Below are 14869 nucleotides of genomic sequence, written 5' to 3' on the forward strand. Positions count from 1 at the left end.
GTTTCATTTTCCACTGCCGGCGATCTGGTCGCCGTCGCGGGTCAGGTAATAGGCAAACAGGATGGGCAGCAGCGTCACCAGCACCACGACCATGGCCACGACATTGGTGACAGGTCGCTGGCGCGGACGGATCAGTTCCTCCAGCATCCAGATCGGCACGGTCTGCTGCTGGCCGGCGGTGAAGGTGGTGACGATGACCTCGTCGAAGGACAGCGCGAAGGCCAGCATGCCGCCGGCAAGCAGGGCGGTGGCGATGTTGGGCAGCACGACATGCCGGAAGGTCTGGAAGCCGTCGGCGCCGAGATCCATCGAGGCCTCGATCATCGAGCCCGAGGAGCGGCGGAAACGGGCAACGGCGTTGTTGTAGACGACGACGACGCAGAAGGTGGCGTGGCCGAGCACGATCGTCCAGAACGAGAACGGGATATCGGCGAGCGAGAAGGCCGATCGCAGGGCGATGCCAGTGATGATGCCGGGCAGCGCGATCGGCAGGATGACGAGCAGCGAGATGGTCTCGCGGCCGAAGAATTTTGTCCGCGACACGGCGGCGGCGCACAGTGTGCCCAGTATCAAGGCAATCGCTGTCGAGATGGCGGCGACGCGGACCGAGAGCGACAGCGCCTGCCAGACATCGGGCCTATTCCAGGTGACGGCGAACCATTGCGTGGTCAGCCCCGGCGGCGGCCAGACGAAGCTCTTTTCTTCCGTCGTGAAGGCGTAGACGAAGATCAAGAGGATCGGCAGATGCAGGAAGAGCAGGCCGCAGGCGGCTGCGATCTTGAGGCCGAGCGGGGCGGATTGCGAACCGTCAGAGCGCATCGAAGGCCCCCATGCGCTTGGCGCCCCAGAGATAGAAACCCATGATGACGATGGGCACAACGGTGAAGGCGGCGGCGAGCGGAATGTTTCCGGCGGTGCCTTGCTGCGAATAGACGGCCTGGCCGATGAACAGGCGCGACGTGCCGATGATCTGCGGGATGATGTAGTCGCCCAGCGTCAGCGAGAAGGTGAAGATCGAGCCGGCGACGATGCCGGGCAGCGCCAGCGGAAACAGCACGTTGCGGAAGGTCTGGCCCGGCGACGCCCCGAGATCGGAGGAAGCCTCGACCAGATTGCCGGGCACGCGTTCCAATGCGGCCTGTACTGGCAGGATCATGAAGGGCAGCCAGACATAGACGAAGGCGATGAAGGTACCGGTGGCGGAGACCGACAGTGAGTTACCGCCGACGACCGGCAACGACAGCCAGCCATCGAGCACCCAGAGCAGATGCAGCTTGGCCAGCAGCCAGGTCAAAATGCCTTCCTTGGCGAGGATCAGTTTCCAGGCGTAGATCTTGACCAGGTAGCTCGACCACAGCGGCAGCATGACGCCGAGATAAAACAGCGCCTTCCAGCGGCCGCGGGCATAGCGCGCCGCATAGTAGGCAATGGGGAAGGCGATGACGGCAGAAGCCAGCGTGACCAGCACCGCCATCGTCACCGTGCGCAGTATGATGTCGAGATTGGCGGCCTGGAACAGGTCGCCATAGGTCTTCAGCGTGAACTCATGGTTGATGAGGCCGGAGAACTCATCGATCGAGAAAAAGCTCTGCGCCAGCAGCGCGAACAGCGAGCCGATATAGACGACGCCCAGCCACAGAACCGGCGGCAGCAGCATGAGAAACAGCAGGAGTTGCGGCCGGCGCCAGAACAGGTCGGAGAGCGCACCGCGTATGCCACCGCTGCCGGGCAGAATGGCGGAGGCAGAGGTTGAGTTGAGCGCGGCGATTGTCATGGCGCCGTCCTGTGCTGCAGGAAGTGGAGTGAGAGGCTGCGATCCTTCGCGCCCCCCTCTGTCCTGCCGGACATCTCCCCCACTTGGGGGGAGATCAGCAGCTCCGCCGCCGGCTCCCTTCCTGAAACGTTGGTGACTGGCGAAAGCGGTCGCGCCATCTGATCTCCCCCCTCGTGAGGGAGATGTCCGGCAGGACAGAGGGGGGCGCCGTAGAGCGCAACGCTTGCCCAAATTCCGCGCGCGATCATCATGCCGGCTCGTCCATCAGATGCAGGTGCTCGCGGTTGAAGGTGAGCACCACCGCTTCGCCTTCCGCCGGCAGCTTTGTGCCGGCGGGCACGATGGCGTGCAGCCGCAGCCCATTGGCATCGAGCGCCAGTTTTGTGGTGGCGCCGAGATAGTTGGTGCCGACCAGGCGGGCGGCAACGCCTTCGCCTTTCGCGGCGCGGCCGATGCGAATGGATTCAGGACGCAAGCTGCCCCAGCGGTGCTGGCCGGAATAGCGCTGGACGAAATCCGGCGGCAACACATTGGAGGAGCCGACAAAATCGGCGACGAAGCGTGTCTTCGGCCGCTGGTAGATGTCTTCCGGCGTGCCGATCTGCATGATCTTGCCGTCATTGAAAACGGCGACGCGGTCGGCCATCGACAGCGCCTCGCCCTGGTCGTGGGTGACGAAGACGAAGGTGATGCCGAGCGCCTTCTGCAGCGACTTCAGCTCTTCCTGCATGTTCTCGCGCAGCTTCAGGTCGAGGGCGCCGAGCGGCTCGTCGAGCAGCAGCACCTTGGGCTGGTTGACCAGCGCACGGGCAAGCGCGACGCGCTGGCGCTGGCCGCCGGAGAGCTGGCCGGGACGGCGGGCGCCGTAGCCGGGAAGCCGCACCAATGACAGCGCCTCTTCCGCCGCCTTCTGCCGCTGCGACTTGGCGACGCCCTTGACCATCAGCCCGTAGGCGACATTGTCCAGTACGTTCAAATGCGGGAACAACGCGTAGTCCTGGAAGACCGTGTTGACGTTGCGGCGATAGGGCGGCACGCCCTCGGCGCGCTCGCCGAAGATCGAGATCGAGCCCGAGGTCGGCTGCTCGAAGCCGGCGATCAGCCGCAGGCACGTCGTCTTGCCGGACCCCGAGGGACCGAGCATGGCGAAGAACTCGCCCGGCACGATATCGAGATCGACCGCATCGACGGCGCGCACGCTGCCGAAATGGCGGGAGACTTTCTGGAAGGAAACGGCCGAGGTCATGGGCTGCCAGTCTGTTGCCTGCTTGATCTTTTGATGTCGCCAGCACCGCTCAGGACTGTGAGCGGGTCGCGAACTCGTGCGGCGCCTCACCTCCCCCTCGATGGGGGAGGTCGCGGCAAAGCCGCGGGTGGGGGTGCTGGCACGCACCGCCGCGCCCCCACCCCGACGCTGCGCGTCGACCCTCCCCACAAGGGGGAGGGTAAAGAAGGCGAAATTACCGTCCGCCGATGACGCCGATATAGTCGGACACCCAGCGGTAGTAGGGCACGCACTGGTCGTTCTGGGTTGCGCACTTCGAGACCGGGGTCTTCCAGAACTTGATCTTGTCGAAGTTGTCGTAGCCGTTGGTCTTGCAGCCTTCCTCACCGAGCAGTTCATTGCCCTTGCAGGCGGCTGGCACCACGGGAAGCGAACCGAACCAGGCCGAGACGTCGCCCTGGACCTTGGGCGACAGCGAATGCTCGAGCCACATATAGGCGCAGTTCGGATGCGCGGCGTCGGCCTCCATCATGGTGGTGTCGGCCCAGCCGGTGACGCCTTCTTCCGGCACCGTCGAGGCGACCGGCTTCTTGGCGGCGACCAGCGTGTTGACCTGGTAGGGCCACGAACCCGAGGCGACGACGCCTTCGTTCTGGAAGTCGTCGACCTGGATGGCGGCGTCATGCCAGTAGCGGCCGACCAGCGTGCGCTGGACGCGCAGCAAGTCGAGTGCTGCCTTGTACTGGTCTTCGTTGAGTTCGTAGGGGTCCTTGATGCCGAGTTCCGGCTTGTGGAACATCAGATAGTTGGCGGCATCGGCAATGTGGATCGGGCCGTCATAGGCCTGGACACGGCCCTTGTTCGACTTGCCGTCCGGCAGGTCCATCGCCTCGAAGACGATGTTCCAGCTCTTGGGCGCTTCCTTGAAGACATCGGTGTTGTACATCAGGACGTTCGGGCCCCACTGATAGGGAATGCCGTAATGCACCTTGTCGACGGTGAACCAGGGCGCATCCTTCAGCCGGTCGTCGACGCTCTTCCAGCTCGGGATGAGATCGGTGTTGATCGGCTGCACGCGCTTGCCGGCGACGAGGCGCAGCGATGCGTCACCCGAAGCGGTGACCAGATCGAAGCCGCCCTCATTCATCAGCGAGACCATCTCGTCGGAGGTGTTGGCGGTCTTGACGTTGACCTTGCAGCCGCTCTCCTTCTCGAAGGAGCTCACCCAGTCATAGCCCTTGTCGGTTTCGCCGCGCTCGATATAGCCCGGCCAGGCAACGATGCTGACCTCGCCTTCGCCCTTGCCAAGTTCCTTGACCTGGGCGACGGCCTGACCGGAAAAGGTCAGCGCGACCGTCAAAGCCGTACACGTCTTCAGAAATGAATTCATCGTCAATCTCCCATTTTGGCGCCTGACTGCGAAGCCGGTCTTCGCTGCGGTCAGCCGCAGGCTGAAAAGCGTCAGTTCGTCCGATGGACACATTGCCGCTCTGACGGCGGCTTTGTCCCTGAAACGAAAAGTGCTTGGAAAATTCCGGTTTCGCAAATTCATTTATCAGAAACACGATATCGGTTTTTCCGATAGATAGATACCTAATGCATGTCGCTCAAAAGTGGCCCCGGTTTTGAGAGAACGACATGCGTCAAAACAAAGACTATCAGCGCTGCTGGCGTACCGTACGCTGCGACTGGGCAAGGCCGATGAAGTCGCGTGCCGCCTGCGGCAGGCCGGAGCCGCGGCGCCAGACCATGCCGACCTGGACGACCGGCAAAGTGCCTGAGATATCGCGCGATTCGATACGGTCGCCTTCCAGCGACCAAGGCCGGTAGACGAGGTCGGGCAACAGCGCCACGCCGGCGCCGGTGGCGACCAGGCTGCGCACCGCTTCGACCGAGCGGGTGCGGAAGGCGACATAGGGCTTGGCGCCGATTGCCGCCAGAAGCTTGCCGGTGCTTTCCTCGATCTCGTCGACGGTCAGCATGATCAGCGGTTCGCCGGCAATGTCGCCGATGCCGATAATGTCGGCGCTGGCCAGTTTGTGGCTAAGCGGCACCCACAGCCGGTAGGCCGAGACTTCGAGGATTTCCGACTGCAGCGCGGTGCGGTCGCGCAGATTCGAGGTGACCATGACGGCGATGTCGAGCTTGCCGCCGATCAGCAGGTGCTCGAGATAGTCGCCATTGTCTTCGATGGCCGAGACATCGACACCGGGATAGGCGCGGCGGTAGCGCGCCAGAAGATCGGACAGCACATAGCCGGCGACCAGCGAGGTGACGCCGAGCTGCAGGCGCCCGCCCGCCACCACCTGCTCGTCAGAGAAAGCACGGCGCGCATCGGAGACGTCGGCCAGGATCTTGGTCGCATGGCGCAGGAACTGGTGACCTTTGTGGGTGATGTTGAGGCCGCGCGGATGGCGTTCGAACAATTCGACGCCGAGATCGCTTTCCAGCTCCTTGATCGCCTCGGTGACCGAGGATTGCGAGATGGATAGGTTTTGTGCGGCGCCCGACACCGTGCCTTGCTCGGCGACGGCAATGAAGAACTGCAGCTGGCGGATGGTGAAGGCCATGGCCGGACTAAACACCGACGCGGCAGTGAAGGAAAGCCGAAGGCAGAGCTTATTCCGTGGCGGCTTGCCGCGCCTCCTGTCAGCCGAACCCGAGGCGCCGCCGCCAGGCAGGACCGTAGCGCATCGCGAGCATGAACGCCGTCTCCAGCGCCAGGACGATGACGATGATACGAAAGCCGACGGCATAGGAATCCCGGCCGCTGCCGCGCATGAGATAGCCGGTGATGAGAAAGCCGGTATTCCACAAAGTGGCACCGAGAAGCGTCGCCGCAGCGAAGGGCAAGAGTGGCAGGCGGAGCGCGCCGGCCGCGATCGGCAGGTAGTTGCGCACCGTCGGGATGAACTGCGCCAGCAAGGATACCCGGACATGATGGCGGCGATAGGCCTCGCCAAGTCTGCTGTAGGTCGCATAGCGCAGGCAGACATATTTGCCGAAACGCTCGACCAGCCTGTCAGCACGATCCAATCCAATCCGACGACCCACACTATACCAGACAAGGCAGCCTGTGATGGCGGACAGCGTCGTCACCAGGAGCAGGATCGCCAGCGTCGGGAGATCCGGGGCTGCCGTCATGCCGAGAAACAACAGCAGCACATGCGAGGGCGGCAGCGGCAAAATCTTTTCGGTGAAGGCGAGGCAGGCGACGCCGAGCAGGCCGAAGCCCAGGATCGCCGATAACGGATCAGTCATGCGAAGCGCCAGTCATAGGTTTTGAGGTTTTTGATCCGGGATACCTTATACACCGTCGCCGGCGGAAAGTTGCGAAAGGTGCGGCCAAGCCGGATCGCTTCCAGGTCGAGCCTGTCGAGCAATGTCTGGTCGAAAGGGCAACGGCTGCCCAATGTGTATTGGTAAAGGGCCGCGCCCGGCCGCAGAGCGTCGAACACGCCTTCCAGTATAGCGAAAGCCTTGCGCGGTGACATCAGCCGAAACGGCAATCCGCTGATGGCTGCCCCACCACCGGGGGGTCAGCACCGGACCGGTCTCGGGTCCGATCTCGCGCGTGATCAGAGCCCCAAGACTGGAACTGGAGGGCGTGACCGAGCCGATCCGGAGCGGCGCCAGCGTCCACGCCATGAGGAAAGACAAAGCATCGTTCGCAGGCATGATGACCCTCCTTGCTGAGGCGGGCGACTCGCTCGTCCGACATTCGACGAGGCGCTGTTTGCGGCGACCAGATTGCATGGACATCGCGAAGATTGGACTTCGCGAAAGAAACCCAAATTGATTTTCTGAGGCGGCCGTTTGACATCGGCGCATCAGTCTCTGGTGTTTAGCTAGAACTGGTCCACTGGAATTGCGCTAGGCCACCGCGATGCTGAGGCGCGCTCCCGCCTCGGCGAGTGCTGAAGCGATGTCGCGCGGCGGCGGCTGGTCGGTGGCCAGCTCGGAAAAACCGTCGAAGCCGCAGACCTGGACCAGTCCCTGGCGACCGAATTTTGTGTGGTCGGTGATGACCAGCGAGCGCTGGCCGCGCGACAGCACCATGCGGGCGAACTCCGCCTCTTCCAGATCATAGTCGGAAAGACCCGCGGCGGCATCGACGGCGCCGATGGAGATCACCGCGTGGCTGACCGAGAAACGACTGACGAAGTCGATCGCCGAGGCGCCAAAGGCAGCACCGGAATCGCTGCGCAGCTCGCCGCCCGCCATGTAGACCTTGTTGCCGTTAACGGTGGCCAACGTGCGGGCGATGTCGGACGAGTTGGTGACAACCGTCAGCCGCCGGTGGCCGAGCAGCTCACGGGCGAGGAACGAGGTCGTGGTGCCGGTGTCCAGCATCACCGACTCGCCGTCGCGAATGGTGGCGGCGACCATGCGGGCAATCAGCCGCTTGGCCTCGGCATTGTCGCGCATGCGCCGCTCGAACGGCGCCTCGCCGGTCATCGACGGCAGACCGATGGCGCCATGCATCTTCAGCACCGAGCCGTTGCCGGTCAGCGGCTTGACATCACGGCGCACGGTTTCAAGCGAGACCCCCAACCGGTCCGCCAGGCTGGCGATGGTGACGGTGCCCTCTTCCTTCAGGAGACGGAGGATTTCGCCGTGCCGTTTCGAATGGATCAATGTGGCCTCCCGAATTCTACGACCTGCCCGGTTTTAGGGCAATACAGACGTTTTTAAAGGAATTGCAGGTCGTTTCGGGCAAAACACCCAAAAAAAGTCACAACATTTGATTGACAGTCGGGCGGCTCTGGCATGACATTGATCGTGTGACAGGCTTCGGAACTGCCACGGGAGGGTGATGGCAGAGCCGCAATTTCACGGACCGGACCGTCTGGCCAGACCGTCTGGGATTGATCTGGCGCAAGGACTTTTCAAATCCGCGGGGGCGGAGACCGGGTATCAAAACCTAGCCAAGGGGCTCGTCGGTGCGGCGCGGGACAGGAGAGTCCCGGCATCCCGCACCGACGAGATTTTTTGCGCTCCCCAACCCTCTTTGCGCGGCGCATGGCGCCTTGTCGAAGCTCCGACAAATCAGGGGTGGCCCCGTGACTGCTGAAGATCGCATCCGGGCCCTGCCCTGCTGGAACGGCAGCGTCGACATTGCACCGCTGCCGGGCGGCCTCAGCAACGCGAACTATCTGGTCAAGGACGCCGCCGGGCGGCACGTCGTGCGCTTCGGCCAAGACTATCCGTTCCACCACGTCTTTCGCGATCGCGAGGTGATGACGTCGCGGGCGGCGCATGAAGCGGGCTTCGCGCCGGCGGTTCGTTATTCCGAACCCGGAATCATGGTCACGGAATTTCTCGGTGCGAAGACCTATGCCGCCGAAGACGTGCGCGCCAATATCGGCCGCGTCGCAGCACTTATGCGCGGGTTCCATCGCGAGATGCCCAATCACATCTCCGGCGCCGGTTTCATGTTCTGGGTCTTCCATGTCATCCGCGACTATGCGCGCACGTTGAACGAAGGCGGCAGCCGCAAGCGCGACGAGCTGCCACGGCTTCTGGCGCTGGCCGACGAATTGGAGCGTGCGCAGAAACTGCTGCCGATCGTCTTCGGCCACAATGATCTTTTGCCGGCAAATATTCTCGACGATGGTAATAGGCTATGGCTGATCGACTTCGAATATGCCGGCTTCAACACGGCGATGTTCGACCTTGCCGGCGTTGCCTCCAATGCCGAGATGAGCGACGCCGACTCCTTCGCCTTCCTGACCGCCTACTTCATGCGCGAGCCCGATGAGGCGATCCGCCGTTCGCACGCCGCCATGCAATGCGCGTCGCTGCTGCGCGAGGCGATGTGGAGCATGGTTTCCGAACTCTACCTCGATGCACCCGGCATCGATTACATCGCCTACACCGCAGAAAACCTGACGCGGCTCGACGCGGCGCTGGACAATTACCGCACGAAATACGGAACACAGCCATGACCTTGCCCACCCATGCCGGCATCGTCGTCATCGGCGGTGGCATTATCGGCTGTTCGACGGCCTACCATCTGGCGCGCGACCACAAGGCCGATGTCGTCCTGCTCGAGCAGGGCAAGCTGACCTCCGGCTCGACCTGGCATGCAGCCGGGCTGGTCGGCCAGTTGCGCTCATCGGCCTCGATCACCCGCGTGCTCAAATATTCGGTCGAGCTCTACAAGGGGCTGGAGGCCGAAACCGGGCTCGCCACCGGCTGGAAGATGACAGGCTGTCTCAGGCTTGCCACCAATACCGACCGCTGGACCGAATACAAAAGACTGGCGACGACGGCCAGGAGCTTCGGCATGGACATGCAGTTGGTGTCGCCGGAGGAGGTCAAAAAGATGTGGCCGCTGCTGGAGACCAGCGACCTCGTCGGCGCGAGTTGGCTGCCGACTGATGGCCAGGCCAGCCCCTCCGACATCACGCAGTCGCTTGCCAAGGGCGCGCGCATGCATGGCGCCAAGCTGTTCGAGGAAGTGCGCGTTACCGGCTTCGACATGAAGGACGGACGCATCACCGCGGTGAAGACCAACAAGGGCGACATCGCCTGCGAAAAGGTGGTGAACTGCGCCGGGCAATGGGCGCGCCAGGTCGGTGCCATGGCCGGCATCAGCGTGCCGCTGCAGCCGGTCAAGCATCAGTACATCATCACCGAAAAGATTGACGGCCTGGCGACCGACGCGCCAACCATCCGCGACCCCGACCGACGCACCTATTTCAAGGAAGAAGTCGGCGGGCTGGTGATGGGCGGCTATGAGCCGAACCCGCAGGCCTGGGCGACCGGCCTGCCCGGCGGCGATGTGCCTGACGAGTGGGAATTCCGCCTGTTCGACGACGACTACGATCATTTCGAGCAGCATATGAGCCAGGCGATCGCGCGCGTGCCGGCGCTGGAGCGGGCCGGCGTCAAGCAGATGATCAACGGACCGGAAAGTTTCACGCCGGACGGCAATTTCATCCTCGGTGTCGCACCGGAATGCGCTAACATGTTCGTCGGCGCCGGCTTCAACGCCTTCGGCATTGCCTCGGGCGGTGGCGCAGGCTGGGTGCTGGCGCAATGGGTGGTCGATGGCGAAGCGCCGCTCGATTTGTGGGTGGTCGACATCAGGCGCTTTTCCGGCCTGCACCGCGACCGGCAATGGGTCAGCGACCGCACGCTGGAAGCCTATGGCAAGCACTACACGATCGGCTTTCCGCATGAGGAGTACGTCTCGGGACGGCCGCGCATCGTCTCGCCGCTCTATGACCGGCTGAAAGAGCACCGCGCCGTGTTCGGCTCCAAGCTTGGCTGGGAGCGGCCGAACTGGTTTGCGCCGGAGGGCACCAAGCCCGAAGACATCTATTCGATGGGCCGGCAGAACTGGTTCGCGTCGGTCGGCGACGAGCACCGGCATGTGCGCGAAAAGGTCGGCATCTTCGACCAGTCCTCGTTTGCCAAATACGAGATGACGGGCGCTGACGCGGCGAAGGCGCTGGACTGGATCTGCGCCAACGATGTCGCCAAGCCGGTGGGACGGCTGACCTACACGCAGCTTCTCAACACGCGCGGCGGCATCGAGGCCGATCTGACTGTGGCGCGGCTTGCCGACGACAAATTCTACATCGTCACCGGCACGGGCTTCCGCACGCATGATCTCTCCTGGATTGGCGACCATGTCGGCAAGGAGCTTGACGTGACGCTAAAGGACGTCACCGAGGATTTTGGAACGCTGTCGCTGATGGGGCCCCGCGCCCGCGACGTTCTTGCGGCGGTCACCGACGCGGATGTCTCGAATGCCGGCTTCCCGTTCGGCGAAATCAGAGAGATCGCGATCGCCGGTCACATGGTGCGGGCGCTGCGCGTCACCTATGTCGGCGAGCTCGGTTGGGAGCTGCATGTGCCGATCGCCGCCACCGGGGAAATCTTCGACGCGCTGGTGGCGGCGGGCAAGCCGCATGGCATTCGCCCGATCGGCTACCGGGCGCTGGAATCGCTTCGGCTGGAGAAGGGCTACCGCGCCTGGGGTTCCGACATCACGCCCAACGACACGCCGCAGGAGGCCGGGCTTGGCTGGGCGGTAAAGCTGAGGAAAAACACGGATTTCGTCGGCCGCCGGGCACTCGAAAAGATCAGCGGCGCCGAACTGAAGAAACGCTTTGCAGGCTTCACGGTCGACGATCCCGATATCGTGCTTGTCGGACGCGAGACGATTTTGCGCAATGGCGAGCCGGTCGGCTACCTCACCAGCGGCGGCTATGGCTACACGCTGGGCAAGAACATCGGCTATGGCTATGTGCGCAATGCCGATGGCGTCAGCGACGACTTTCTCAGCTCCGGCGACTATGAGCTGGTGGTGGCGATGGAGCGGACGCCGGCGAAAATCCATCTCGAGCCGATGTATGATCCTTCGATGAGCAAGATCAAGGCGTAGTGGGTGCAGCGATGAGTTTCCGTGCGGATCGCCACGTCCACATCCTGATCATCGGCGGCGGCGCCGTCGGCACTTCGGTTGCCTATCACCTCGCTCGTGATGGCGCCAAGGATGTGCTGCTGGTCGAGAAATCGCTGCTCACCCATGGCTGCACATGGCACGCGGCCGGGCTGGTCGGACAGCTCAGGGGCAAACGCAACCTGACGCGGCTGATGCAGAATTCGGTCGCCGTCTTCGACCGGCTGGAGGCCGAGACCGGACAAGCGATCTCCTGGAAGAAGGTCGGCTCGCTACGGCTTGCCAGCAGCGCTGCGCGTTGGAGCGAAATCCGCCGGTCGATGACGCAGGCCAAGAGCTTTGGTGTCGAGTGCCATTCGCTGTCGGCCGATGAAGCCGCCCAGCATTTCCCCTATATCGTCAAGGACGGCATCGAGGGCGCCGCCTACATTCCAGGCGACGGCTATATCGACCCCTATTCGCTGACCATGGCCTATGCCAAGGGCGCACGGCAGAACGGCGCCCGCATCGAAGAGGGCGTCACCGTCGAAGAGATCGTCATCGAGGGGCGGCGCGCGGTTGGCGTCGTCACCAATGGCGGCTCGATTTCCTGTGACATCCTCGTCAATTGCGCTGGCCTGTGGGCCAGGCGCGTCGGCAAGATGGCCGGCGTGCCGCTGGCGGCGGGCGTGGTCGAGCACCAGTATTTCCTCACCGAAAAGACGCTGAAGCTCGACCCGAACCTGACCACACTGCGCGATCCCGACCATAATTTCTATCTCAAGCCGGACACCGGCAGCTTTGCCATTGGCGGCTGGGAAGACGGCAGCAAGGGTTGCTGGCGCGGCATGCCGCCGCTCGATTTTGGCCGCGAACTCTTCCCGCCCAACATGGATCGCCTGGAGCTGTTCGCTTTGCCGGCCGCCGAGCGGCTGCCGGTGCTCAACGAGATCGGCATCCAGACCGTCATCAACGGGCCGATCCCGGTCTCCTTCGATGGCGAACCGATCATGGGGCTGGCGCCGGAACTCGACAATTTCTTCGTCGCCTGCGGCTTCACAGCCGGCATCGCGGCGTCCGGTGGCGCCGGGCTGGCGCTGTCCAACATGATCCTGCATGGCGATGCCGGGATGGATCTGTGGCCCTTCGACGTGCGCCGTTTCGGCGCGGTGCAGGCACAAGGCCGCTACCTGGAAGCGCGCGCCATCGAGGCCTATGGCGCCTATTACAAGATCCATTGGCCGACCGAGGAATCGCATGCAGGGCGAGGCCTGCGGCTTTCGCCGCTGCACGAGATCCTGCGCGACAATGGCGCCGTTTTCGGCTCCAAATTCGGCTGGGAGCGGCCGAACTGGTTCTCGGTCGATGACGGAAAGTCGGTCGAGCTCGGCAGTTTCGAGGACAAGCCAGGCTGGTTCGATGCAGTCGGTCATGAGGTGCGGGCCATCCGCGAACGCGCCGCCCTCATCGACCAGACCTCGTTCTCGAAATTCGAGATCGCCGGCAAGGGCGCGCAGGCGGCCTTGCAGCGCATCGCCGCCAATGACCTGTCCGGCGCACCCGGCCGCGCGGTCTACACCCAGCTTTGCAACGAAAAGGGCGGCATCGAAGCCGATGTCACCATCGTTCATGTCGGCGACGACCGCTTCCTGCTGGTTACCGGCTCCAGCTTCGGCGTGCATGACCGGCATTGGCTGTCGGGGCATCTGCCGTCCGATGTCTCACTGCGCGATGTCACCAACCAGTACGCCGTGATCAATCTGTGCGGCCCCCGCGCCCGCGACATTCTGCAATCGGTCAGCGATGACGACATTTCCAACGCCGCCCTGCCTTTCCTTGCGGCGCATACCATCGAGGTCGGCAACGCCACCGCTCTGGCTGTCCGCGTCGGCTATGTCGGCGAACTCGGCTACGAGCTCTACGTACCGCAGGAATACGCCGTGCATGTCTATGAGACATTGCGCGAGGCGGGCGAGCCGCATGGCATTGCCGATGCCGGCTACCGCGCCATCGACGCCTGCCGCATGGAGAAGGGCTATCTCTACTGGTCCGGTGACATCACGCCCGACTACAATCCTTACGAAGCCGGGCTCGGTTTTGCGGTAGCGCTCGACAAGGGCGATTTCATCGGCCGCGAAGCGCTGACGCGGATCAAGGCAGAGGGCGTGACGCGCAAGCTCTGTTCCTTCACCGTCGATGGCTTCGCGCCGTTCCACGGCGGCGAGGCGATCCTGTTCGGCGGCAAGGTCGTCGGCTCGACCTCGTCGACCGGCTATGGCTATACGCTCGGCAAGACCATCGCCTTCGGTTATCTCCCGGTAGCACTGGCCGGTGAGACGACCTTCGAGATCGAGGCTTTTGGCAAGACCTACAGAGCGACACGCGGGCCGCGTACGCTCTATGATCCGAAAATGGAAAGGTTGCGCGCATGAGTGACGACCTCGCGCTTGCCCGAAAGGCCATGGCCGATATCCCGTCGCTGAAGGATTTCGACGGCAAGATCGAGCGGCTGGGCGGCATGACCAATCTCGTTTTCCGGGCCGGCGATATCTGCCTGCGCATTCCCGGCAAAGGCACCGAGGAGTATATCAACCGCGCCAATGAAGCCGTCGCCGCAAGTGAGGCGGCCAAGGCCGGCGTCAGTCCGGAAGTGCTGCATGTCGACGCTGCGACCGGCGTGCTGGTGAGCCGCTTCGTTGCCGGCGCCGAGACGATGTCGCCCGAAAAATTCAAGCTGCGCGCCGGCAGTCCGGCCCGCGCCGGCGAGGCCTTCCGCAAGCTGCATTCGTCTGGCGCGGTGTTCCCGTTCCGCTTCGAACTGTTTGCGATGATCGACGACTATCTCAAGGTTTTGTCGACCAAGGACGTCGCCTTGCCACCCAGCTACCACGATGTGGTGCGCGAATCCGAAGCCGTGCGGGCTGCCCTTGCCGCCCATGAGCTGCCGCTTGCCGCCTGCCATTGCGACCCGCTGTGCGAGAATTTTCTCGATACGGGCGAACGGATGTGGATCGTCGACTGGGAATATTCGGGCATGAACGACCCGCTCTGGGATCTCGGCGATCTCAGCGTCGAAGGCAAATTCGACACAGCACAAGAGGAAGAGATGATGCGCGCCTATTTCGGCGGCGAGGCAAAGCCGGCCGAACGCGGCCGCATCGTCATCTACAAGGCGATGTGCGATCTGTTGTGGACGCTTTGGGGGCTGATCCAGCTTGCCAACAACAACCCGGTCGAGGATTTCCGTGCCTATGCCGACGGCCGTTTCGCCCGCTGCAAGGCGCTGATGGAGACGCCTGAGTTTTCACGCCATCTGGCGGCTGTGCGAAAGGGCTAGCTAGTTGTTTAGTCCCGGCATTTGCTGGAGCGGATCAAGCTTGAAGCGTTCTGGCTGTGCAGCCCATGCCTTGCAAATGAACTCGTAGGGCGTGAGGCCTTTGAGGGTCTTGAGCCTGCGGGCGAAGTTGTAGGCAGC

12 protein-coding genes and 1 pseudogene are annotated in these 14869 nt (G+C 63.3%); 4 read left to right on the forward strand and 9 right to left on the reverse strand.

Annotated features, from left to right (window positions below; translation table 11 throughout):
* Nucleotides 1-3: 3 nt before the first annotated feature.
* The 8 genes from AC1DYO_RS29735 to AC1DYO_RS29770 form a co-directional block, all read right to left on the reverse strand.
* Nucleotides 4-819, reverse strand: a complete 816-nt coding sequence (locus AC1DYO_RS29735) for an ABC transporter permease (RefSeq protein WP_454576675.1) — start codon at nucleotides 817-819, stop codon at nucleotides 4-6.
* Entirely contained in the window at nucleotides 809-1774 is a 966-nt protein-coding gene (locus AC1DYO_RS29740) for an ABC transporter permease (protein WP_181056412.1), read from the reverse strand. The genes AC1DYO_RS29735 and AC1DYO_RS29740 overlap by 11 nt, the downstream gene beginning before the upstream one ends.
* 247 nt (nucleotides 1775-2021) lie before the next feature.
* Nucleotides 2022-3020, reverse strand: a complete 999-nt coding sequence (locus AC1DYO_RS29745; RefSeq protein WP_477267940.1) for an ABC transporter ATP-binding protein — start codon at nucleotides 3018-3020, stop codon at nucleotides 2022-2024.
* 214 nt (nucleotides 3021-3234) lie between these two features.
* On the reverse strand, nucleotides 3235-4389 hold the full coding sequence (locus tag AC1DYO_RS29750; protein WP_477267941.1) for an ABC transporter substrate-binding protein: 1155 nt from the start codon (nucleotides 4387-4389) through the stop codon (nucleotides 3235-3237).
* A gap of 268 nt (nucleotides 4390-4657) precedes the next feature.
* Nucleotides 4658-5569 carry a LysR family transcriptional regulator gene (locus AC1DYO_RS29755; RefSeq protein ID WP_477267942.1) on the reverse strand — a complete coding sequence of 304 codons (912 nt, stop codon included), beginning with the start codon at nucleotides 5567-5569 and terminating at the stop codon, nucleotides 4658-4660.
* Nucleotides 5570-5648: 79 nt separating this feature from the next.
* Nucleotides 5649-6260 carry a DedA family protein gene (locus AC1DYO_RS29760; protein ID WP_477267943.1) on the reverse strand — a complete coding sequence of 204 codons (612 nt, stop codon included), beginning with the start codon at nucleotides 6258-6260 and terminating at the stop codon, nucleotides 5649-5651.
* Nucleotides 6257-6457, reverse strand: a complete 201-nt coding sequence (locus tag AC1DYO_RS29765; protein ID WP_477267944.1) for a hypothetical protein — start codon at nucleotides 6455-6457, stop codon at nucleotides 6257-6259. Before AC1DYO_RS29765 ends, AC1DYO_RS29760 begins: the two co-directional genes overlap by 4 nt.
* Nucleotides 6458-6872: 415 nt before the next feature.
* Nucleotides 6873-7637, reverse strand: a complete 765-nt coding sequence (locus tag AC1DYO_RS29770; protein ID WP_181056418.1) for a DeoR/GlpR family DNA-binding transcription regulator — start codon at nucleotides 7635-7637, stop codon at nucleotides 6873-6875.
* Nucleotides 7638-8062: 425 nt separating this feature from the next.
* Between AC1DYO_RS29770 and AC1DYO_RS29775 the strand changes: the two genes are divergently transcribed.
* From AC1DYO_RS29775 to AC1DYO_RS29790, 4 genes are read left to right on the forward strand one after another with little or no spacing between them, the layout of a single operon-like run.
* The gene (locus tag AC1DYO_RS29775; RefSeq protein ID WP_477267945.1) at nucleotides 8063-8947 is read left to right on the forward strand and encodes a phosphotransferase; all 885 of its coding nucleotides are present in this window, start codon (nucleotides 8063-8065) and stop codon (nucleotides 8945-8947) included.
* A complete protein-coding gene (locus tag AC1DYO_RS29780) occupies nucleotides 8944-11397 on the forward strand; it encodes a GcvT family protein (protein WP_477267946.1) in 2454 nt (817 codons plus the stop codon). Before AC1DYO_RS29775 ends, AC1DYO_RS29780 begins: the two co-directional genes overlap by 4 nt.
* 11 nt (nucleotides 11398-11408) lie before the next feature.
* Entirely contained in the window at nucleotides 11409-13826 is a 2418-nt protein-coding gene (locus AC1DYO_RS29785) for a GcvT family protein (protein WP_477267947.1), read from the forward strand.
* A complete protein-coding gene (locus AC1DYO_RS29790) occupies nucleotides 13823-14731 on the forward strand; it encodes a phosphotransferase (protein WP_477267948.1) in 909 nt (302 codons plus the stop codon). The genes AC1DYO_RS29785 and AC1DYO_RS29790 overlap by 4 nt, the downstream gene beginning before the upstream one ends.
* Here AC1DYO_RS29790 and AC1DYO_RS29795 read toward each other — a convergent pair.
* Nucleotides 14732-14869, reverse strand: a pseudogene (locus tag AC1DYO_RS29795) (IS481 family transposase); the annotation flags it as partial.

This window comes from Mesorhizobium sp. P2_F5 (genome assembly GCF_056403715.1).

Coding starts and splice junctions, on each gene's coding strand:
- AC1DYO_RS29735 (WP_454576675.1), bottom strand. CDS start 819: ATGCGCTCTGACGGTTCGCAATCCGCCCCGCTCGGCCTCAAGATCGCA.
- AC1DYO_RS29740 (WP_181056412.1), bottom strand. CDS start 1,774: ATGACAATCGCCGCGCTCAACTCAACCTCTGCCTCCGCCATTCTGCCC.
- AC1DYO_RS29745 (WP_477267940.1), bottom strand. CDS start 3,020: ATGACCTCGGCCGTTTCCTTCCAGAAAGTCTCCCGCCATTTCGGCAGC.
- AC1DYO_RS29750 (WP_477267941.1), bottom strand. CDS start 4,389: ATGAATTCATTTCTGAAGACGTGTACGGCTTTGACGGTCGCGCTGACC.
- AC1DYO_RS29755 (WP_477267942.1), bottom strand. CDS start 5,569: ATGGCCTTCACCATCCGCCAGCTGCAGTTCTTCATTGCCGTCGCCGAG.
- AC1DYO_RS29760 (WP_477267943.1), bottom strand. CDS start 6,260: ATGACTGATCCGTTATCGGCGATCCTGGGCTTCGGCCTGCTCGGCGTC.
- AC1DYO_RS29780 (WP_477267946.1), top strand. CDS start 8,944: ATGACCTTGCCCACCCATGCCGGCATCGTCGTCATCGGCGGTGGCATT.
- AC1DYO_RS29785 (WP_477267947.1), top strand. CDS start 11,409: ATGAGTTTCCGTGCGGATCGCCACGTCCACATCCTGATCATCGGCGGC.
- AC1DYO_RS29790 (WP_477267948.1), top strand. CDS start 13,823: ATGAGTGACGACCTCGCGCTTGCCCGAAAGGCCATGGCCGATATCCCG.